This window comes from Streptomyces sp. ISL-99 (assembly GCF_018614005.1).
GTDB classification, from domain to species: Bacteria; Actinomycetota; Actinomycetes; order Streptomycetales; family Streptomycetaceae; genus Streptomyces; species Streptomyces flavidovirens.
In genome coordinates this window covers 1-16,867 of sequence record NZ_JAGGPC010000066.1, presented here as the reverse complement: position 1 = coordinate 16,867, position 16,867 = coordinate 1, and the positions used below count along the sequence as shown (strand labels likewise).

General features: G+C 68.3%; 10 protein-coding genes and 8 pseudogenes. 9 read left to right on the top strand and 9 right to left on the bottom strand.

Annotation, left to right across the window (positions count from 1 at the left end; translation table 11 throughout):
- Positions 1-1,078, bottom strand: a pseudogene (locus J7E91_RS37430) (PHP domain-containing protein); the annotation flags it as partial.
- A 278-nt stretch (positions 1,079-1,356) separates the two neighbouring features.
- On the bottom strand, positions 1,357-2,001 hold the full coding sequence (locus J7E91_RS31240) for a CBS domain-containing protein (protein ID WP_214910225.1): 645 nt from the start codon (positions 1,999-2,001) through the stop codon (positions 1,357-1,359).
- A gap of 726 nt (positions 2,002-2,727) precedes the next feature.
- Here J7E91_RS31240 and J7E91_RS31235 point away from each other — a divergent pair.
- Positions 2,728-3,291 carry an SMI1/KNR4 family protein gene (locus J7E91_RS31235; RefSeq protein WP_251016524.1) on the top strand — a complete coding sequence of 188 codons (564 nt, stop codon included), beginning with the start codon at positions 2,728-2,730 and terminating at the stop codon, positions 3,289-3,291.
- Positions 3,292-4,053: 762 nt separating this feature from the next.
- On the opposite strand, the pseudogene J7E91_RS31225 reads toward J7E91_RS31235, so the two are convergent.
- Positions 4,054-4,894, bottom strand: a pseudogene (locus J7E91_RS31225) (IS5 family transposase).
- A 110-nt stretch (positions 4,895-5,004) separates the two neighbouring features.
- Between J7E91_RS31225 and J7E91_RS31220 the strand changes: the two are divergent.
- A pseudogene (locus J7E91_RS31220) lies at positions 5,005-5,166 on the top strand (NAD(P)H-dependent glycerol-3-phosphate dehydrogenase); the annotation flags it as partial.
- Positions 5,167-5,550: 384 nt separating this feature from the next.
- A pseudogene (locus J7E91_RS36390) lies at positions 5,551-5,941 on the top strand (glycosyltransferase family 2 protein); the annotation flags it as partial.
- Between the two features lie 151 nt (positions 5,942-6,092).
- On the opposite strand, the gene J7E91_RS31215 reads toward J7E91_RS36390, so the two are convergent.
- Positions 6,093-7,265 carry an epoxide hydrolase family protein gene (locus tag J7E91_RS31215; RefSeq protein ID WP_214910223.1) on the bottom strand — a complete coding sequence of 391 codons (1,173 nt, stop codon included), beginning with the start codon at positions 7,263-7,265 and terminating at the stop codon, positions 6,093-6,095.
- Between the two features lie 103 nt (positions 7,266-7,368).
- Between J7E91_RS31215 and J7E91_RS31210 the strand changes: the two genes are divergently transcribed.
- From J7E91_RS31210 to J7E91_RS31195, 4 genes and pseudogenes are all read left to right on the top strand, one after another.
- Positions 7,369-7,944, top strand: a complete 576-nt coding sequence (locus tag J7E91_RS31210) for an ABATE domain-containing protein (RefSeq protein ID WP_214910221.1) — start codon at positions 7,369-7,371, stop codon at positions 7,942-7,944.
- Between the two features lie 304 nt (positions 7,945-8,248).
- Positions 8,249-9,034, top strand: a complete 786-nt coding sequence (locus J7E91_RS31205; protein ID WP_214910219.1) for a DUF6192 family protein — start codon at positions 8,249-8,251, stop codon at positions 9,032-9,034.
- A gap of 2 nt (positions 9,035-9,036) precedes the next feature.
- Positions 9,037-9,456, top strand: a complete 420-nt coding sequence (locus J7E91_RS31200) for a hypothetical protein (RefSeq protein ID WP_214910217.1) — start codon at positions 9,037-9,039, stop codon at positions 9,454-9,456.
- Positions 9,453-9,728: pseudogene (locus J7E91_RS31195) on the top strand (transposase); the annotation flags it as partial. The gene J7E91_RS31200 and the pseudogene J7E91_RS31195, both read left to right, overlap by 4 nt.
- Here J7E91_RS31195 and J7E91_RS31190 read toward each other — a convergent pair.
- Together J7E91_RS31190 and J7E91_RS31185 are read right to left on the bottom strand one after the other, a co-directional pair.
- Positions 9,631-11,067, bottom strand: a complete 1,437-nt coding sequence (locus J7E91_RS31190; RefSeq protein WP_214910215.1) for a hypothetical protein — start codon at positions 11,065-11,067, stop codon at positions 9,631-9,633. The pseudogene J7E91_RS31195 and the gene J7E91_RS31190 sit on opposite strands and share 98 nt — an antisense overlap.
- A gap of 11 nt (positions 11,068-11,078) precedes the next feature.
- A pseudogene (locus J7E91_RS31185) lies at positions 11,079-11,533 on the bottom strand (DUF4158 domain-containing protein); the annotation flags it as partial.
- A 382-nt stretch (positions 11,534-11,915) separates the two neighbouring features.
- On the opposite strand from J7E91_RS31185, the gene J7E91_RS31180 reads away from it, so the two are divergent.
- A complete protein-coding gene (locus J7E91_RS31180) occupies positions 11,916-12,377 on the top strand; it encodes a hypothetical protein (RefSeq protein ID WP_214910211.1) in 462 nt (153 codons plus the stop codon).
- 494 nt (positions 12,378-12,871) lie between these two features.
- Positions 12,872-14,126, top strand: a pseudogene (locus J7E91_RS31175) (IS110 family transposase).
- A 52-nt stretch (positions 14,127-14,178) separates the two neighbouring features.
- Here J7E91_RS31175 and J7E91_RS36385 read toward each other — a convergent pair.
- The 3 genes and pseudogenes from J7E91_RS36385 to J7E91_RS31165 all read right to left on the bottom strand — a co-directional run bounded on the left by J7E91_RS36385 (position 14,179) and on the right by J7E91_RS31165 (position 16,814).
- A complete protein-coding gene (locus J7E91_RS36385) occupies positions 14,179-14,562 on the bottom strand; it encodes a recombinase family protein (protein WP_251016522.1) in 384 nt (127 codons plus the stop codon).
- Positions 14,563-14,638: 76 nt separating this feature from the next.
- Positions 14,639-14,875 (bottom strand): annotated as a pseudogene (locus J7E91_RS36380) (recombinase family protein); the annotation flags it as partial.
- A gap of 709 nt (positions 14,876-15,584) precedes the next feature.
- Positions 15,585-16,814 carry an IS30 family transposase gene (locus J7E91_RS31165; protein WP_214910210.1) on the bottom strand — a complete coding sequence of 410 codons (1,230 nt, stop codon included), beginning with the start codon at positions 16,812-16,814 and terminating at the stop codon, positions 15,585-15,587.
- Positions 16,815-16,867 lie beyond the last annotated feature (53 nt).

The following is a 16,867-nucleotide window of genomic DNA, read 5'->3' as shown; positions in this document are numbered from 1 at the left end:
ACACCGCTCGTTTGACAGACCCGCCATCGGGGAAGCCCAGGTCCCCTACGGGCTCTGCACCGAACCCACCAACGTCGCGGCGGGCGGGCACGACTGTCCCGTCAGGTTCCGCTGCGTCGGCTGCGATCACTTCCGCACCGACGTCTCCTACCTCCCCGACCTGGAGGCATACCTCGCCGATCTCCTCCGCGGCCGCGAACGCCTCGCTGCGTTCGCAGCCGATTCCTGGGCGAAGGCCGAGGCCATGCCCTCCGACGAGGAGATCACCCGGGTCCGCCGCCTGGTCAAACGAGTCCGGGAAGACCTGGGCGACCTCACTGAGGAGGATCGGATTCAGATCAAGGAGGCCGTCACCGTGGTCCGCCGCACCCGCCGCGTCGTCTCGCTCGGCCTGCCTCGCGTCGGGCCGCCCGCGGACGGCGTTGGTCAGGACGGCCGGGATGGCGAGGCGGTCGGCGAGCGCGAGGGTGTGGGCGGCGAGGCGGACAGAGCCCGGGCCGGTACCGGACAGGCCCCAGCACACGATCTCCAGCCGCAGTCCGTCGCCGGTGATCTGCTGCCAGGGGGCGAGGAGCCGCTCGGCGATGTCCGCGCGGCCGGCGGCGAGGGCTCGCAGGGGCTCCGACGCGGGACCGAGCAGCACCATGAGGCCTTCGCCGGCGTGCTGGGCGAGCATCTGCCACGAGGCTGTTGGTGGTTTGCCCGTGGTGAAGGCCTCGGCGTGCGCGGAGGACACCATCCGGCAGAGCCGGCTCCACCCGGCCGCGTTCCGGGCCAGGAACGTTGCCCGGAAGGCGGCTTCCGCGACATGGGCACCGCCGCGTACCGGGGACCGTCGGCGCACCTCGGCCGGTGGGACATGGGCGTCGACGCCGAGATCGACGCCGAAGACCCTTCACTCCGGCGGCCGCGGCGGCTTCGCGAAGCGCACCGTGCCGGTCACCATGTCGCGGTCGGTCAGGGCCACCGTCCCGATCTCGCGTTCGGCGGCTCGGGCGATGATGTCGCGCGGGTGCGAGGCACCGTAGCGGGCCGAAAACCCACTGCTGACGTGTAGGTGAGGGACGCCTCCTCGCATAACATTCTCCGCCTAGATACCCCCAAATCAGTACCAATCGATCCGGCTACGCCTCGACTGCATCGAACACGATTCGAACACGCGAGTTTGAGACATCTAGGTTCAGCCAACCGGTGCTCTTTGTGACTGAACGCGCTCAAGGGCCAGGTAGCGCGCTCAGTCACACCGGTTGTGATCCGGCTGCCCGACCAGCTGTGACTTAGCGCTGCCTCTACTTGGCCAATTAGCGTCCCAGTCGGCCAGCGTCAGGGCTCTGGTTGGCGCGCAGCAACCCCGACCTAGCCCGCCTGGGCAGCGGCGAGGTGGGCGTCCACGGTGACGACACCGTCAATGCCCTGGCAGAGGCCCACGACCACCGGGACGAGACCTGGTTCCGGGACGTGGCCCCGCAGAGTGACGGCCCCGTCCCGGACCTCGACTGCGACGGTGCCCTCGTCCAGGCCGAGGATGCGCCCCAGGACGTCCTGCTCGACCTCGCCGCGGATCTCGGCGTCGGAGCGGATGAAGGCGTCGAGCAGGTCGCTGCGGCTGACGATGCCGGTGAGGAGCCCGTCGTCGCCGACCACCGGCAGCTGCTTGATGTGCCGTCTGCGGAGTTCCCGAGCGGCCCGGGGGATCGTCCAGTCGGCGCGGGCGGTGAAGACGGGGCTGCTCATGAGCGCGTCCGCGGTCCGGGCCCGGACTTTACCCCAGGCGCGCTCGTCGTTCCCGTCCTGCCCCTGCGGATCGGGCATGCCGCTCTCGTGCCGCAGCACGTCGGACGCGGACACGACGCCGACGGGAGCGCCGTCGTGGTCGACGACCGGGGCCGAGGCAATGTCGTTCGCGTCCAGCAGGGCGGCAACCTCCTGGAACGGCGTGTCGGGGCGGAGGGTGACGACCTCCTTGGTCATCACGTCACCAACGGTGCGGCGGTGCAGCATGGCATTGGCCTCCTCCGTTTTGCGACGGGGCGGCCGCGGTCCGACCGCCCGAGCGGACGACGCGCGGCGCGTCGGCCTCCGCGGCCCTGCCACTCGTCAACGCGTCTTCCCTACCCATGACAGCACCCCGCCCTTCCGGCGACCAGTGACGTTTGACCTGGCGAGGAGGACCAGCTGCCCCACGGCCAGAGTGCCGCCGAGTACGCGGTAGGTGCTGGCACCTCGACGCCATGTCCGCGTCCGTCTGACCCGCTGGACGGGGCTGAGGCGCGGCGAACCAGCAACTTCTGCCCCCCTCGGCCTGACGTCGGTGCCGGGCTCCCCGGCTCCCTGCGGCGGCAGGCAGCGCCCTGTACCGTCCAATTGCAGCGCATCAGCTCTGTGAACGGGGAGGGAGCCGACCGTGTCCATCTACGACGACCACCCGGTCGATCCCTACGTAGAGGCGATCGAATTGCGGGTGTCGCACCAGCACCTCCAGTACTGCTCCGGGAAGGACGTCGTGCCCCGCATTGAGGCCATGACGCGCGTCATGCAAGCCGCGTACGACGCGTGGTCGGGTAGCCGGACACTGAGCGCCGTAGATGGCCCCTCTGGCCAACACGCGGAGCGTCCCGAGGTCTTCATCCTGGCGAGCGGGCACCTGAGCCGGAGCCCATGCGATCTTCGCCTGCCCTGCCGACCCGCGCGCGGGGCCCCGGCTGGGGTTCCAGTAGCGTCCGTTCCATGATCGCCCTCGATGCCCTCGTCCGCCTTTGCCCGCCGCCCGCCGAACCGCCGCCCGCGGTGGACTGGGCGCAGGCCGAGCGCGCCCTGGGTACGGCGCTGCCCGCCGATTACAAGCAGCTCGTCGAGACATACGGTGACGGGATCTTCGACGAGACGATCTGGCTGCTCATCCCCGACTCCGCCTACAGCGACTGCGACCTGCACGCGCAGACGACGGAACGGGACGAGATCTTGGCCGACCTGTGGGAGTTCGAGGCGATGCCTGTCGGCCTGCTGGAGGCGGGGGCACGGGTCCTGCCGTGGGCATTCGAGGAGGGCACGGGGGCGTTCCTGTACTGGCTGGCGCGGCCCGGCCAGCACCCCGACGAGTGGACCGTGCTTTACAACGAGGGGCGCGGCCCACTGTGGGAGCACCACGACATGGGGTGCTCGGCCTTCCTGCTGGCGGTGCTCACAGGAACGGCGGAAACGGAGTACTTCGGCCACCTCTACGAAGTGCTGAAGCCAACGGAGCACCGCTTCGCGACGGCCGACCAGACCCTCGGAGCGCCCGCGCGCTGACGCCGTAAGGCCGCTCTCGACGCCCTGGTTCGCCGCTGGCGCACCTAGCTGAGCGCCGTACCTGGCCAGACTGACCAGGTACGGCGCTTAAGAGCTCGCGCATATAGGCGTGCCGCGGACAGGGACCGGGGGTCCGCTCAGATAACCAGGGCAGTCACCGAGGCTCGGGTGGTGGCGGAGAGGAGAGCTTCGCGAGGTACCCGCGCTGCGGCGGCCAGGGCACGGCCCACCGGATAGGCGTGCGCGCCTGCCGGAAGGCGGCCGGGGCGACCGCTGAGTACCACGTCGATGGAGCCCAGGACGCTGCGCCTTTCCCTCGTGCGGTTCAGTCGTCGCAGCGCTTGGCGGGCGACTGCTTCCGCGCTGTCGTACAGGGTGGTTCCGGCGGGCAGGCTCTGCAGAATCTCCGGAGCCACCAAGGGGTAGTGCGTACATCCCAGGACCACGGCGTCGCAGTTCCGGGGGGGGGCGCTCCGCGCTCCGTGGCCAGATCCGCGGCGGTGAGCAGACGGTCCGTGACGAAGGAGGCGGATTTCGGTCCCCAGGGGGCGCCCTCGGGATCCAGAAGCAGGAGCAGGTCGAGTTCTGGGGCAAGGTGCCGAAGCCAGCCGGCTGTAGGGAGAAGGCCAAATCCTGAATCGATCAATGCCACCGTCATGGGGGGGCAACGTACCAGTCGGATCTCGCCGCACGCGTGGCCAGGACCGCCAGGCCGGCAGGGCCAACTGCCCTCTTGTAGTGAGCTCGTGCGGATGCGCGGGGTTAGGGTCGACGGGCGGGGCGGCTGTGCCAGCGATGGGTAGTCCCGGCCCGGCGGATGAGGCTACGTATGGTGATGATGGTGTCGGCGAGATCGAAAAAGGCGTCGATGACGTTGGTCCGGCGTTCGTAACAGCGCGTGAGTCGATGGAAGGCGTTCTGCCAGGCGCGCGTGCGCTCGACATGCCACCGCTGACTGGCCTGGATCGGTGCCTTCTCGCCCTTGTGCGCGATGCGGCCGTGCAGGTTTCGGGCAGTGAGTTCGGTGCGCGTCCTGTCCGAGTCGTAGCCAGTGTCCAGGTGCACGGTGACATGGTCGGGCAGCGGCCCGAGGTCCTCCAGCAAATCCAGGGTCGGGGCGAGCAACGGGGAGTCATGGCGGTTTGCTCTGGCCAGTACCCTGCCCAGCGGGATTCCATAGCCGTCCGTCATGCCCGAGCGTTTCAGGCCCTGTTTGCCGCGGTCGACCGGTGAGCGCCCGGCGACCTCGCCGCCGCCGGGGGCCTTGGTGATGGAACCGTCGACGGCGATCCGGTCGAGCACGAGCCCGACGATCCGGCCGTAGGACTCCAGCGCGATCTGCTTGAGCCGGGCGAAGATGCCAAGCCGGATCCACTCGTCGCGGCGGTTGCGGATGCTGGTCGCCGAGCAGGTCGTATCGGCGATCGCCTGGTAGGAGCACCCGAACCGCAGCAAGCAACAGCTTGTCGAACACGATCCGGTCACTGATGCGGGGCCGGTGGCAGCCCAGCGGATGGGCCGGATCGACCATCGGACGCTCGGCCAGCAGCGCCGAGAATTGGTTCCACAGCGGGTCGGTCAGCCAAGATGGAAGCACGGGCACAGATCCCCCAGTGATCACAGAGCGTCGCAACCCTGATCACGAATACCTGTGTCCGCATCGCTGCCGGGGCACTCCACGCCGCCTATCTGCGGGAGCTCTAAGGGCACCTGTCCTCCCCCCTCTCACGCAACCGCACCTTCGGTACTCACCTCGTCCGCGGGCTGAGCGTCGAGCAGACAACGGCCGTCACCCGGCAGACCACCGAGGGAGTCCAGAGTGCGGAGGCGATCCTCGCCCTGGCCCGCACGCACGACGTCGAAATGCCGATCACGGTCGGGTGAGTGAAGGCTCTGCCTGATCGCCTCCGTGGGGCCGGATGTACGCGTGCTATCACCGTAGCGAGCCACGTCGTTGCACGGCGCGGGTGTTGGGTGGGCGGGCCCAGGGCGAGTCCAGGGTTGTCCCCTTCGCGGGTGGGGGTGCTGCTGGTCATCTGGAGGCTGAAGCCGCTTCGGGACTGCGGGGCGGCGCTTACCAGCGGCGGCACTGATGTACACGCTTGAGGAATTGGCCGGCTCGACGGTGCTGGTGACTGGTGGCGCCGGTCTGATCGGCGGCCGGATCACCGCCCGCTTGCGCGCTCTGGGCGCGTGCCCTGTCGCACTGTGCACCCTGGGCGCCTACCGGAACGGGTTCACCGGGAGCTGTTCGGCGTCCAGGCTGGCCTGTGGGCTGCGGAGTTCTTCTTCGGACACGAAGAGTCCCACCTGGCATGGCGGGCGCTCGATGAGGGTTGGAAGATCCTCTACGAGCCCAAGCTCGTCCTGCATCGCCCGAAGACGTCATCGGCCCGGCACGCGGTCTACTACCGTTTCACGGCGCGGAACCGGGTGTGGCTGGCGCGTCGACGTCTCCCGGCCCCGCTGATCCCGGTCTACCTCGGCGTGTGGATCCCGCTCACCATGGCCCGTGTCCGGTCCGTCGACGGAGCCGCGGCATGGTGGGGCGGCTGCGTCGAAGGCGTGCGCACGCCTTGCAGTCCACGCAAGGCGATGAGCTGGCGGACGGTCTGGCACCACCCAGCTGGGCCGCGCGCCGATCCGCTGAGTTTTGCCAAGAAGCCGACTGCCTGCGATCCGGTTTGCTATCCCCAGGCTGCAATCTCAGCTTCAGTTGCGCACGGAGCTCGGTCTGGAAGCCGTCGGGCACCGCCTTGAGTCGGATCAGGCTTTGATCGAGTGCTGGCAGCCAGCCGCGTTCACCGATTAGCGACCAGCACTGCCGCGAGGCCCTCTTGAAGATCTTTGACGAAGCACTCGGGAACCTCCAGCGACGGGAAATGCCCCCCGGTTTCGGGCGACCTCCATCGGACGATTTGTCGGTACCGCTCCTGTGCCCAGGGGCGCGGACACTTCTCGATGTCGCGGGGATACATCGTGATTGCTGACGGGACGTCGACCCGCAGTTCAGGGTCGAGCGAATTGTGGCTTTCGTAGTAAATGCGGCCTGCCGATGCGCCGGTCCGCGTCAGCCAATACAGGGTGACGTCGTCGAGAACGCGGTCTATGGAGATTGTTTCGAACGGGCTGTCTTCGGTGTCTGACCACTCGGCGAACTTGTCGAGGATCCAGGCAAGAAGCCCGACCGGTGAGTCGACGAGCGAGTAGCCGATGGTCTGCGGTCGGGTCGCCTGCTGCTTCGCGTACGCCGCGCGATGGCGCCAGAAATCGCGGGTTTCCTCGGTCCACCTGCGCTCGACCGCCGTCAGCCCGTCCGTGGTCAACCCGGGCGGCCCCTCCGCGAACGTTGTGTGGATGCCAAGAACGTGCGCCGGGAACCTGCCGCCGAGAACCGTGGTGATATTGCCTCCCCAGTCGCCGCCGTGGGCTGCGAACTTGCTGTAGCCGAGCCTTCCCATCAGTTCCACCCATGCGGCCGCGATCTTTTCGGTTCCCCACCCGGTGGAGGCCGGCTTGTCGCTGTAACCAAAGCCGGGTAGAGACGGGACCACGACGTGGAATGCCGGCGCGTCTGCATCTTTCGGATCTGCCAGCTCGTCCACTACATCGATGAACTCAGCAATGCTGCCCGGCCAGCCGTGCGTCAAGATCAGAGGAGTGGCATCTGCCCGCGCGGATCGGCGGTGCAGGAAGTGGATTCCCAGATCATCAATGGTCGTACGGAACTGGCCGATCCGATTGAGGCGCTCCTCGAACGACCGCCAGTTGTACCCGGTGCGCCAGTAGTTCACGACATCGACGAGGTCGGCGAGAGGAACGCCCTGCTCCCATCGGCGAGGGTCCGGCGCGGCGCAATAGACCGTCTCAGCCTCCGGTAGTCGCGCCGCGGCCAGTCGCGCGCGCAGATCGTCGAGGTCAGCGTCAGTTGTGTGGGTTTCAAATGCTTGCACGTCGCTGGTTGGACGGGGCATGAGACCTCCTGGCCGTCGTGGAACCGGCTACGATCTATCGCGAACCGGCTAAGACGGTTCTAGCAGTTCTCCGAGCCGCGCCGCAACCAGCTAAGGTGGTTCCATGCATGCTGCGTTCCCTGACTTCCGCCTCGGTAACGTGCTGGCGACCAGCTTCACGGGGACTCTGTCGGAGCGTCATGGCGACGCTGTGGAGCGCATTCCCACGCCGCAGCGACTCATCGACTGGCTGGCAGTGAACGGGCTCGTCGTGGACTCCTGCACCGCTGCCCAGCTGGACCTCGCTCGGGAGCTGAGGGAGTCGATTCACGCCGCCGCGACAGCGGCCGCGATCCAGGACGCTCTCCCTGTGCCTGCTGTCCAAGTCATCAATGACTGCAGCGCTCAGGGCTGGGCCGCGGCCGTCTTGACGTCCGAGGGTAAGCGGCGATGGCAGCTCAGCTCGGCTTCCTGCGTGGAAGATGCTCTCAGCGTGATCGCCGCCGACGCGATCAGCATCATCGCAGGCGAACGAGACGGAAAGTTGGCCTTGTGTGCATCACTGACCTGCCAAGCCGCCTTCTTCGACACCAGCCGAAGTCGCACTCGCAGATGGTGTGACATGAACACGTGTGGGAATCGTCAGAAGAAAGCGCGCTTCAATGCCAACCAGCGCAAAAACCCCAGATCAGCGGAGTGATCGTTACCTCGGTACATCCAAGTGGGCCCCACGCGTGCCACACCTCTGTCGCGATGGGTGAACCCCAACGGCACCCCTAAGAGAGCATCTGATCAATGTTCAGACCGTTGCGAGAAGGATGTCCGTTTCGATTCGCCAGGTTGGAGCGGATTCTCCGGTCAGTTCGCGGGACATTTTGTTAGCCATCGCCCAGTGGATCATCGCGGCGCCCACACCGCCGGATTTCTCGGCGACTTGGCCGCGGACATCCTGCCGGCCAGACATCGCGTTGGAGATCGCGCCCTTGCGTACGCACGGCGGGAACATGTCGCTCGGGGAAGACGACAAGCTCGGGGTGGAGGGTCTGCTCCATCTGTTCGCCGAGGCGATAGGTCTGTCGTTCCATACGGTGCGGACGTATCGGTGGGTGGCCGCGCGGTGGCCGAAGGACCAGCGCCAGGACGGTGTCTCCTTCGAAGTGCACCGGATCCTGGCGTCGGCACCGGACGCGTACGAGCTGATCCAGCATCCGCCGGTCGACGAGCGGACAGGAGAATCCCGGTGGAGCGGAGACGCCGCGAAGCGGGCGGCGGGCTGGCCGACCGCGACGCCCGTGACGGTGGCGGAGAAGGTCGAGGCCATCCGGGACCTCGCGCAGGACGAGCAGGTGGCAGCCTTGGTGGCATGCGATCTGCTGCACCGGCCGGAAGTCGCGTTCCGGGCGATGCGCGACCCCCAGGCCCGTGAGCTGGTCAATCAGGCTCAGTTCGACCAGGCCGAACTCACCGAAGAAGGCGAGGAGGAGGACTGGTGGTATGAGAGCGACGCCGAGCAAGAGCAGGACGGTGTCGTTGACCCCGTGGCGATCGTGCGGGGCTTCCACCGGGCGATGGAGTTCACGGACTTGATCGAGGTCTGCCAGGGCTTCGTGGCCGGAGCGAGCCGGCTGGTGCCGAAGCTGCGTGGCCGGGAGTTCTCCGAGTCGCAACTCTCCCTGGTATTGCGGCATTTGGAGAAGATCAGGGCGACGGCGGACTGGATCGAGACCGCTGTCTCGACCGGCAAGGTGGATCTGGACGAGGCCCTGGCCGAGCTACTGCGGGACCAGTAGCCATGAAACGCCGGGCGGGACTGCCCGCTCATGTTCATGCCGAAGCGGTACACAAGGCCCTGCAAGAGGCACGGCCCGCCGGACTGCACGGGAAGCAGCTGGCCAGAGCGACCCAGCACACCCCCGCGCAGGTCTGGACGGGAATCAGGTTCCTGCGCAGGACCGCGGTCAAGGAAGGACTGCCGCCGGTGACGCACCACCGCCGGGACGGCTTCCAGCTGTCGGAGGACCCCGAGGTGTGGATCGCCTACGAACGGGCGGTCTTCGAGGCCGAGTTGCACCGGATGACGAACTTCATCGTGGGGATCGTCGCCCCGCACACGAAACGCGCCCCGAAGGACGAGTGGGCCCGTCTGGTCCTGGAACAGCTCGGCGGGATCAGGGCCACCCTGGAAGTCCTCACCCGCATGGAACGGCCATGACCAGCACGAACAGGGAGATTCCGGCCGAGCGGGAACGGTGCTACCCGAGCGACACCACGGATGCCGAATGGGCCGTCCTCGAACCCCTGCTGCCCGTCCCGGCCTGCCTGCTGCCCACGGGCGGACGCCCGGAGAAGCACCCGAGACGCAACGTCGTCGACGCGATCCGCTACGTCAACGACAACGGCGTGAAGTGGAGGCCGGTCCCCGTCGACTTCGGCATCCCCTGGCGCACGGTCTACGGGTTCTTCCAGCGCTGGCGGCCCAGCGGGGACCCACGGCCTGGCGGTAGAGGTGTTCGGCCTCCTCCTCCCGCCCCACCCTGGCGAGCAGGACGCCGAGACTGACCGCGGCGGCGGGGATCTGCTGGGCGAGGGGTTGCCAGGCGGCTTCAGCGATGCGAGGGGCCGGGTCGAAGGCGTGGACGCCGATGGTGAAGCGGTCGGCTCGGTCGGCGGCACGGTCCAGGGCGGTCTCCCACACCGGCGCGGGGACGGGGCTGGTGGTGTGGTCGGGGAGGTAGTCGAAGACATTCCAGGCATCGGGATCGCTGGTGGGCAGGAGCAGGCTGGAGGCGCCGTAGCGCAGCCGCCCTGCCCAGGCCAGGGCCTCATCAACGGGTTCGGGGCGTAGCAGGGGGCCGTCGGGCCGGTAGTGCTGATGGAGGGCGGTGAGCAGGGAGGAGGAGAAGGGCGGGCGCAGGCCGGTGCGGGCGAGGTCGACCGCAGCGGCGACCAGGGCGGCGCCGCGGGGATGGCCGCCGGCACGGGCCGCGTGGCGCCATTCGGTGAGCAAGGCGGGGCCGGCGGCAAGATATTCGGCGACCCCGTAGGGGCCGTGATGGGTGACGGCGTCGATGACCCGCGGATCGTCGCAGTCCCGAGCGCGTGCCAACTCCTTTGTGCTCCAGCGGCGCGGAAGGTACAGCGATTCTGTCTGTTTGAGCACCCGGGCTCCCGCCCCCGAGATCTGGGGGCCGACCGGGCTTTGCGCGCCGGTTTCGGCGGTGCTCGGATAGAAGGTCTCGTAGTGGCGCAGCTGCATGGTGGCCAGCACCGGGACCCGCAGCCGCACCAGTTCGGCCAGCACCCCCGGCTCCAGCCCGCCTGGGCCCAGGAAGTGCTCCAGGTCGTCCAGCCACACCACGCACCGCACCGAGGTGGTGGCCACCACCTCCACCGCGATCACCAGATCCGGCCCGGTGTCCGGGGCCAGCACCCGCCAGCCGGCCAGCGCCTCGCACCGGCGCACCGCCTGGTGGGCAGCGCGGGTCTTGCCCGCGGTGGACTCCCCCACCACCAGCACCAGCCCGCCCCGCTCAGCAGCATGCGCCAACCGTGCCCGCAGCACCGTGTCGTCGTCCCGGGCCACATACGGCGGCACCACATCACCGGCATCATCGGGCCGAGCCCGGTGCGCCCCGGCCACCAGGGCGCCCCATCCCGCCACCAGCGGCCAGCGCCGCGGGTCCTGCAGATAGCCGGGCACCCGCACCCCGGCCGTAGTGATCGTCACCGGACCCGTGACGGTCCGCGCGGTGAAGACCACGTCCTGGCGGCCGTTGGCGATGTCAGCGTGCACATCGCCGCTGCCGGGCGGTTCCCCGTCCATGAGTGGTCCTCAGCCGCCGGGTTGACCGGCACCCGCGACAGGTTCACCCGGCCCAGCTGGAACGCAGCAATTTCGTTCACCCGGTGCAATGCCCGCGCCAGCGCCGTACCCGTCGGCGGCCGGCGCAGCACCTCCAGGTGCAAGTACCGGGCGCCCTCCGGGACGACCAGCAGCTCCGCGAGTTCTGCCGGCAGCGCTGGATCGGCCCGACGGGCCGCCGACGCCACGGCCGCATGCAACCTCTTCTCCTCGACCGTACGCACCTCCGCCACCTGCCGCGCCAGCACGCTCACCCCCGGCAGCAGCACCCGGTGCCCGCACAGCCACGCCACCGCGTGATTGAACAGCGCCACCGGCCCCTCGGCGTGCGTCCACGCCCGCCCGTGCAGGAACGCCCGGAACTTGCGCCCCACTGCGGATCGTCGAACTCCCGATAGCCGTACCGCTTTCGGATCTCCCACGAGTGCCAAAACCCTCCCACGGCACACTGTCGATCCCCTGGGCCATGACGAACACCCCCAGACGGACCGGAAGGGCCGGCACTTCACCGGCCGCAGAAACTCCGGCCCGCATATGCCTGACAGACTCCGCCGCCCACCCCAAGGTCGCCACGAACGACCGGAAATACGCCGCTTCACGTGCGAGCCATCCCGTTCCTGCCCGAACACAACCCCGTACCCGACACACCGCTGACCAACTCTGCCAACCGTCACCAAGCGTCACAGATCATGGGATATGGCACAGCTTCTGAGGCGGCCAATTGGCCGTAAGACGCCGGACGGTAGCCTGCAAACCGTCCACGTTGCATTGACCGTTCCCTTCCCGTAACTCATGCATGGGGGTTCACCATGTCCACACCGCCGTCCTACCAGAACCAGCAACCGCAGCAGCCCTACGGGCAGCCCCAGCAGCCGCCACCCGGATCCCCGAACCGGCCACGGCAGGGGAATCCGCTCCAGCTGCTGCTCACTCTGGTCATCTTCCTGGTGATAGTTGGTGGGGTCGGCTTCTGGGTGTACGACTACAACACCAACCCCAACGGCGGCCAGGCGAAGAAGGAAGCCGCGGGTCGTGCCCAGTACGAAGAGGACAAGACGCACGAGCCGGAGGTCGGTGACTGCGTCAAGGTGCAGGATCCCCAGGGCGAGCCGGTGCCGACTATCGTCGACTGCGGCTCGGCGGAGGCCCAGTACAAGACGGGCGAGATCCTGCCCGGCGAGGGGATGAAGTGCGGGCCGAAGTTCGACTACGGCATTCAGCACACAGAGTCCCGCGGGTTCGACTACACGATGTGCTTCAACAAGCTCTGACCCACCGGCCCGAATCCGGCCGCCGCCCGCTCGCGCGCTCGGCAGCCGGACCCGTTTCGGCCCTGTTCTCGTATAGCTAATCCGTTGCTAACGCCACCGTGGGACAGCCGTTGAGCCCCGGTGCGGTTCGAGCAGCGTTGCTGATCACCTGGTGTACAGCTCCGGCTGCCCGAGGGGACGCCGAAGGGATGCCTTTCGTATAGCTGGCACCGAACGCCTTGCTGTAGACCGGCGGTCTTCGGCGTCTCCGACTGCACGCCCGATGGTGGGCGGGCGCCACCACCCTGGCTCCAGCTCTTCGTTAGCGATTGTGGGAGGAGCCCACTACACGGAGACCTCTTACCGCGCCGAGCCGTTTGAGCTCCTGCCTAGACCGAGGCCCGCGTAGTGCGCTGGTGCCGCGAACGACTGGTGAGGTGTCGGCCCAGCCATTGACCGGTTGATGCCTGGGATTAGCGTGACGCGCGGCCCGCATGCACTCGTGACCAGCGCAAATGCCGAGTGATCATAGGAGGAGCAACTTGATCTACTGCGGAATCGACTGGGCCGAGAAGACGCACGACGTCGCCCTCGTCGACGACTCCGGCCAGCTGTTGGCCAAGCGCCACATCACCGACGACGCGGTCGGCTACAAGATCCTTCTCGACCTGCTCGGGGAATACGGCGACAGCGAGGAAAACCCGATCCCGGTGGCGATCGAGACGTCCCGGGGCCTGCTCGTCGCCGTTCTACGGACCGGGAAACGAAAGATCTTCGCGATCAACCCGATGTCCACCGCCCGCTACCGTGACCGCCACAGCGTCTCCCGTAAAAAGTCCGACCCCGGCGACGCCTTGGTCCTGGCGAACATCCTCCGCACCGATATGCACGCCCATCGCCCGCTGCCCCAGGACTCAGAACTGGCCCGCGCCGTCGCCGTGCTAGCCCGGGCTCAGCAAGACGCAACCTGGAACCGCCAGCAGATCGCCAACCAGCTCCGCTCCCTGCTGCGCGAGTACTACCCCGCCGCCCTGGAAGCCTTCGCCAACTGGGCCAACGGCCTGTGCCGTCCAGAGGCCCGCGAGGTCCTGAAGGCCGCACCGACCCCGTCGCGGGCCGGGCGGCTAACCCGCATCCAGCTCCAGGCCGCCCTGAGGCGAGCCGGCCGCAAGCGCGGCATCAAGGCTGAAGCCGACCGCCTCCGCGACGTCTTCCGCGCTGAATGGGCCCACCAACCGCCCCTGATCGAGGACGCACTTGGCAAGCAAATGCTCGCCCTCCTCATCCAGCTGGAAGCTGCCTGCACCGCCGCCGACGACCTGGCCCAGGCGGTGGAAGAGGAGTTCCCTCAGCACCCGGACGCCGAGATCCTGCTGAACTTCCCCGGTCTCGGCGTCCAGCTCGGCGCTCGGGTGCTTGCCGAGATCGGCGACGATCGCGACCGCTTCGCCGACGCCCGCGGCCTGAAGGCATACGCCGGCTCCTCACCCATCACCAGGGCCTCCGGCAAGAAGTCCGCCATCACCCGACGGGGTCAAGAACGACCGGCTCAACCACGCCGGCTACCTGTGGGCCTTCTCCGCCCTCCGTCGCTCGCCCGGCGCCATGGCCCACTACCGGCGACGACGGGACGACCACGGAGACTGGCACGCGGCGGCTCAGCGCCACCTCTTCAACCGCATGCTCGGCCAGCTCTACCACTGCCTTAAGCAACGAGTCCTGTTCGAAGAAGCAACAGCCTTCCCTACCACCTTGGCAGCCGCAGCTTGACACCTTTGCATCGTGAGGTGTCTACGGCCAGGTGGCGTGTAGCGCTGAGTAACTACTCGGGGCTGCGGTCGCGCTGCTGGAGAGTGGCGAAGTCGGCGTGCGCCGTTTCGACGGCCTCGGGGTACGCCTGGGTCTTTTCGTGCCCGGCCAGTGCCCGGTAGATGCTGGAGAGGCTGGGGTGCTGTCCCTTGCGGCGGCCGGTGGGGATGAGCAGGTCGGGCTGGATGTCCTCGACGGTCTCGCCGTTCGCGCGGCGGCGGAGCACGGTGTGCAGCATGTCGTCGGTGATGACCGGCGGCCGACCGCCGTGGTTTCCCTTGCGGGCCGCGGCGTCCAGCCCTTCGAGGATGGACTCCCGGATGTTCTCCCGCTCCGTCTCGGCCATCGCCGCGAAGAACCCGAACAGCAGACGGCCCGGCCCGCTGGGGTCGTACATCCCCTGGAGGGGGCCCGGCGAGCATTTCCAGGACCAGGCCGTGGGCGGTGAGGTGGTCGGCCAGAGCTGTTAGCTCTGCGGCGTCGCGCCCCAGACGCTTCATCTCGTTCACCGTGAAGATCACCCGGCAGTGCGGGGCGTGGGCCTTGATCTCCCTCGCGGCAGCGAGCGCGGCCTCGAACTGCGGGCGGACCCGCACCCGGGTCCTGATCTTCTCGGCGAAGATCTTGTCGCGCGGGATGCCGTGTCCGGCGAGCGCGTCGAGCTGTGACTGGAGTTCCTGCGTGAGGCTCGAGCACCTCGCGTACCCGATGCGGATGTCCGCGGTCGGGGTGTCCGGGTCGATGGGTGCGGGAGCCGGGGTGCCACGGCTGGCCGGGGCCGCGGTCTGCGGGGGTGGGCACGCACAGGAGTTTCGCGAGCCGGGGCACCTTGGTGAAGCGGCCGGTGTGGTAGGTGCCGGCGACCGCGCCGGAGCGCGAGCGGCAGGGTGAGCTTGGCGATGCGTTACAGCGTGGGCAGGGGTGGCGCTCGACGTCGTCCGCTTCGGACGGGAGTACGGTTTGAGCGTCCGTCATGGCCCCGGATACTGTCACAAACATTTCCCAGAACATGCCTGGTTCCACTTTTGAGTGAGAACTAGTTGTGACAGTGAATCCGCGATCCGGGCCGCCTTCGCCGACCGTTTCCCGTCTTGCTCCGGGAAAGGCTCGTTTCTGAAACTTAGCTGGGCGTCGAGCCCTGGCCTCCGCTGGGCCTGAAGGGAAGTAGCTATCGACTTCCGACCGCCCATATGAATCCGGCGGTCTCGTCTCCCGGTGGCCACCGCAACACTCTGGGCTGAGCTGATTGTCCGTACAGAGGGGGCCGACGGCGTTCCGTGAGTCGCCGTGGCCGACTTGCCCGTGGCGAGCCCCGGGGTCGGAGCCCGGGCCACCGGGCGCCTGCGCGCCGCCGCTCGGTAAGGGCCCGGCGGCCGGGGGGCGGTTTCTAGGGATCGTCGCAACACGTGGTTGTGTTGATCAGGCCGTGAGTAGTTTATGCAGGCGCTCGGCTGGGGTTTCCCAGCCGAGCGTTTTGCGTGGGCGGCCGTTGAGTTCGGCCGCGACCGCGTCGAGGTGTTCCGGGGTGTGGGCGGAGAGGTCGGTGCCCTTGGGGAAGTACTGCCGCAGCAGGCCGTTCGTGTTCTCGTTCGAGCCGCGCTGCCAGGGGCTGGCCGGGTCGCAGAAGTAGACCGGGACGTCGGTGGCGATAGTGAAGCCCTGATGGGCGGCCATCTCGCTGCCCTGGTCCCAGGTCAGTGAGCGCACCAGGTGGCCGGGCAGGGTCTGCACGGTGGTGACCAGCGCGTCACGGACGTCCTCGGCACTGCGGCCGTCGGGCAGGTGCAGAAGCATGACGTAGCGGGTGGCGCGTTCGACGAGGGTGCCGATCGCGGAGGCGCCGTCCTTGCCGATGATCAGGTCGCCCTCCCAGTGGCCGGGAACCGCTCGGTCCTCTGCCTCGGCCGGCCGGTCACTGATCATGACCATGGGGTCTTTGAATCGCGGCTGGCGGCAGTTGGCCTGCCGCTGGGGCTTGCGGCGGGTGCGTCCCGAGCGCAGAGCGCGGGCGACTTCACGGCGCAGCTCACCGCGGCCCTGGACGTAGAGGGCCTGGTAGACGGTCTCGTGGACCACGTGCATCTCCGGCCGGTCGGGAAAGGTCATCCGCAGAGCCTGGCAGATCTGCTCCGGGCTCCATCGCTGGTCCAGGCCGGCCTGGACGAAGTCCCGCAGCTCGGGGTTCTGACCGATCTTCCCCGGCTTGGGGCGGGGCCGGCGGGCATCAGCACGGGCCTGGGCGGCGTATGGCCGGTAGTGCCACAGGCCGCGGGTTCCGTTCGTGCGGTTGCGCCGTATCTCCCGGCTGACGGTGGAGGGGCTGCGGCCCAGCTCCGCGGCTATCGCGCGGACCGATGCCTTCTCCCGCAGCCGGTCGGCGATGTGGATCCGCTCCTCCTCTCGCAGGTACCGCGTCGACGAGGACGCGGATGGCGGCGCCACCGGACGAACCGGTGACGCCGCCTTGTTCCGGCCGGACGGCCTGCGCCCGTTGCGCCAGCGCCTGCCGGTCTTCGGGTTGACCCCGACGATCCGGCACGCGTCCTCGTTGTTCACACCCAGCTGCATGAGCTGGAAGTATGCGGCCCGCTCCGCAGAGAGCTTCTTCGCCCCCTGAGGGCTCCGCACCTTCCGGATCTGGAAGTCCATCGCATCCCCTGAACTGGGGTGTTGCGACGACTACTAGGGCGTGTGTGGTGTCG

Bases quoted from the DNA above. Each gene is read 5' to 3' on its own strand.
- J7E91_RS31240 (WP_214910225.1), bottom strand. From the start codon at position 2,001: ATGCTGCACCGCCGCACCGTTGGTGACGTGATGACCAAGGAGGTCGTC.
- J7E91_RS31235 (WP_251016524.1), top strand. From the start codon at position 2,728: ATGATCGCCCTCGATGCCCTCGTCCGCCTTTGCCCGCCGCCCGCCGAA.
- J7E91_RS31215 (WP_214910223.1), bottom strand. From the start codon at position 7,265: ATGCCCCGTCCAACCAGCGACGTGCAAGCATTTGAAACCCACACAACT.
- J7E91_RS31210 (WP_214910221.1), top strand. From the start codon at position 7,369: ATGCATGCTGCGTTCCCTGACTTCCGCCTCGGTAACGTGCTGGCGACC.
- J7E91_RS31205 (WP_214910219.1), top strand. From the start codon at position 8,249: ATGTCGCTCGGGGAAGACGACAAGCTCGGGGTGGAGGGTCTGCTCCAT.
- J7E91_RS31200 (WP_214910217.1), top strand. From the start codon at position 9,037: ATGAAACGCCGGGCGGGACTGCCCGCTCATGTTCATGCCGAAGCGGTA.
- J7E91_RS31190 (WP_214910215.1), bottom strand. From the start codon at position 11,067: ATGGACGGGGAACCGCCCGGCAGCGGCGATGTGCACGCTGACATCGCC.
- J7E91_RS31180 (WP_214910211.1), top strand. From the start codon at position 11,916: ATGTCCACACCGCCGTCCTACCAGAACCAGCAACCGCAGCAGCCCTAC.
- J7E91_RS36385 (WP_251016522.1), bottom strand. From the start codon at position 14,562: ATGTACGACCCCAGCGGGCCGGGCCGTCTGCTGTTCGGGTTCTTCGCG.
- J7E91_RS31165 (WP_214910210.1), bottom strand. From the start codon at position 16,814: ATGGACTTCCAGATCCGGAAGGTGCGGAGCCCTCAGGGGGCGAAGAAG.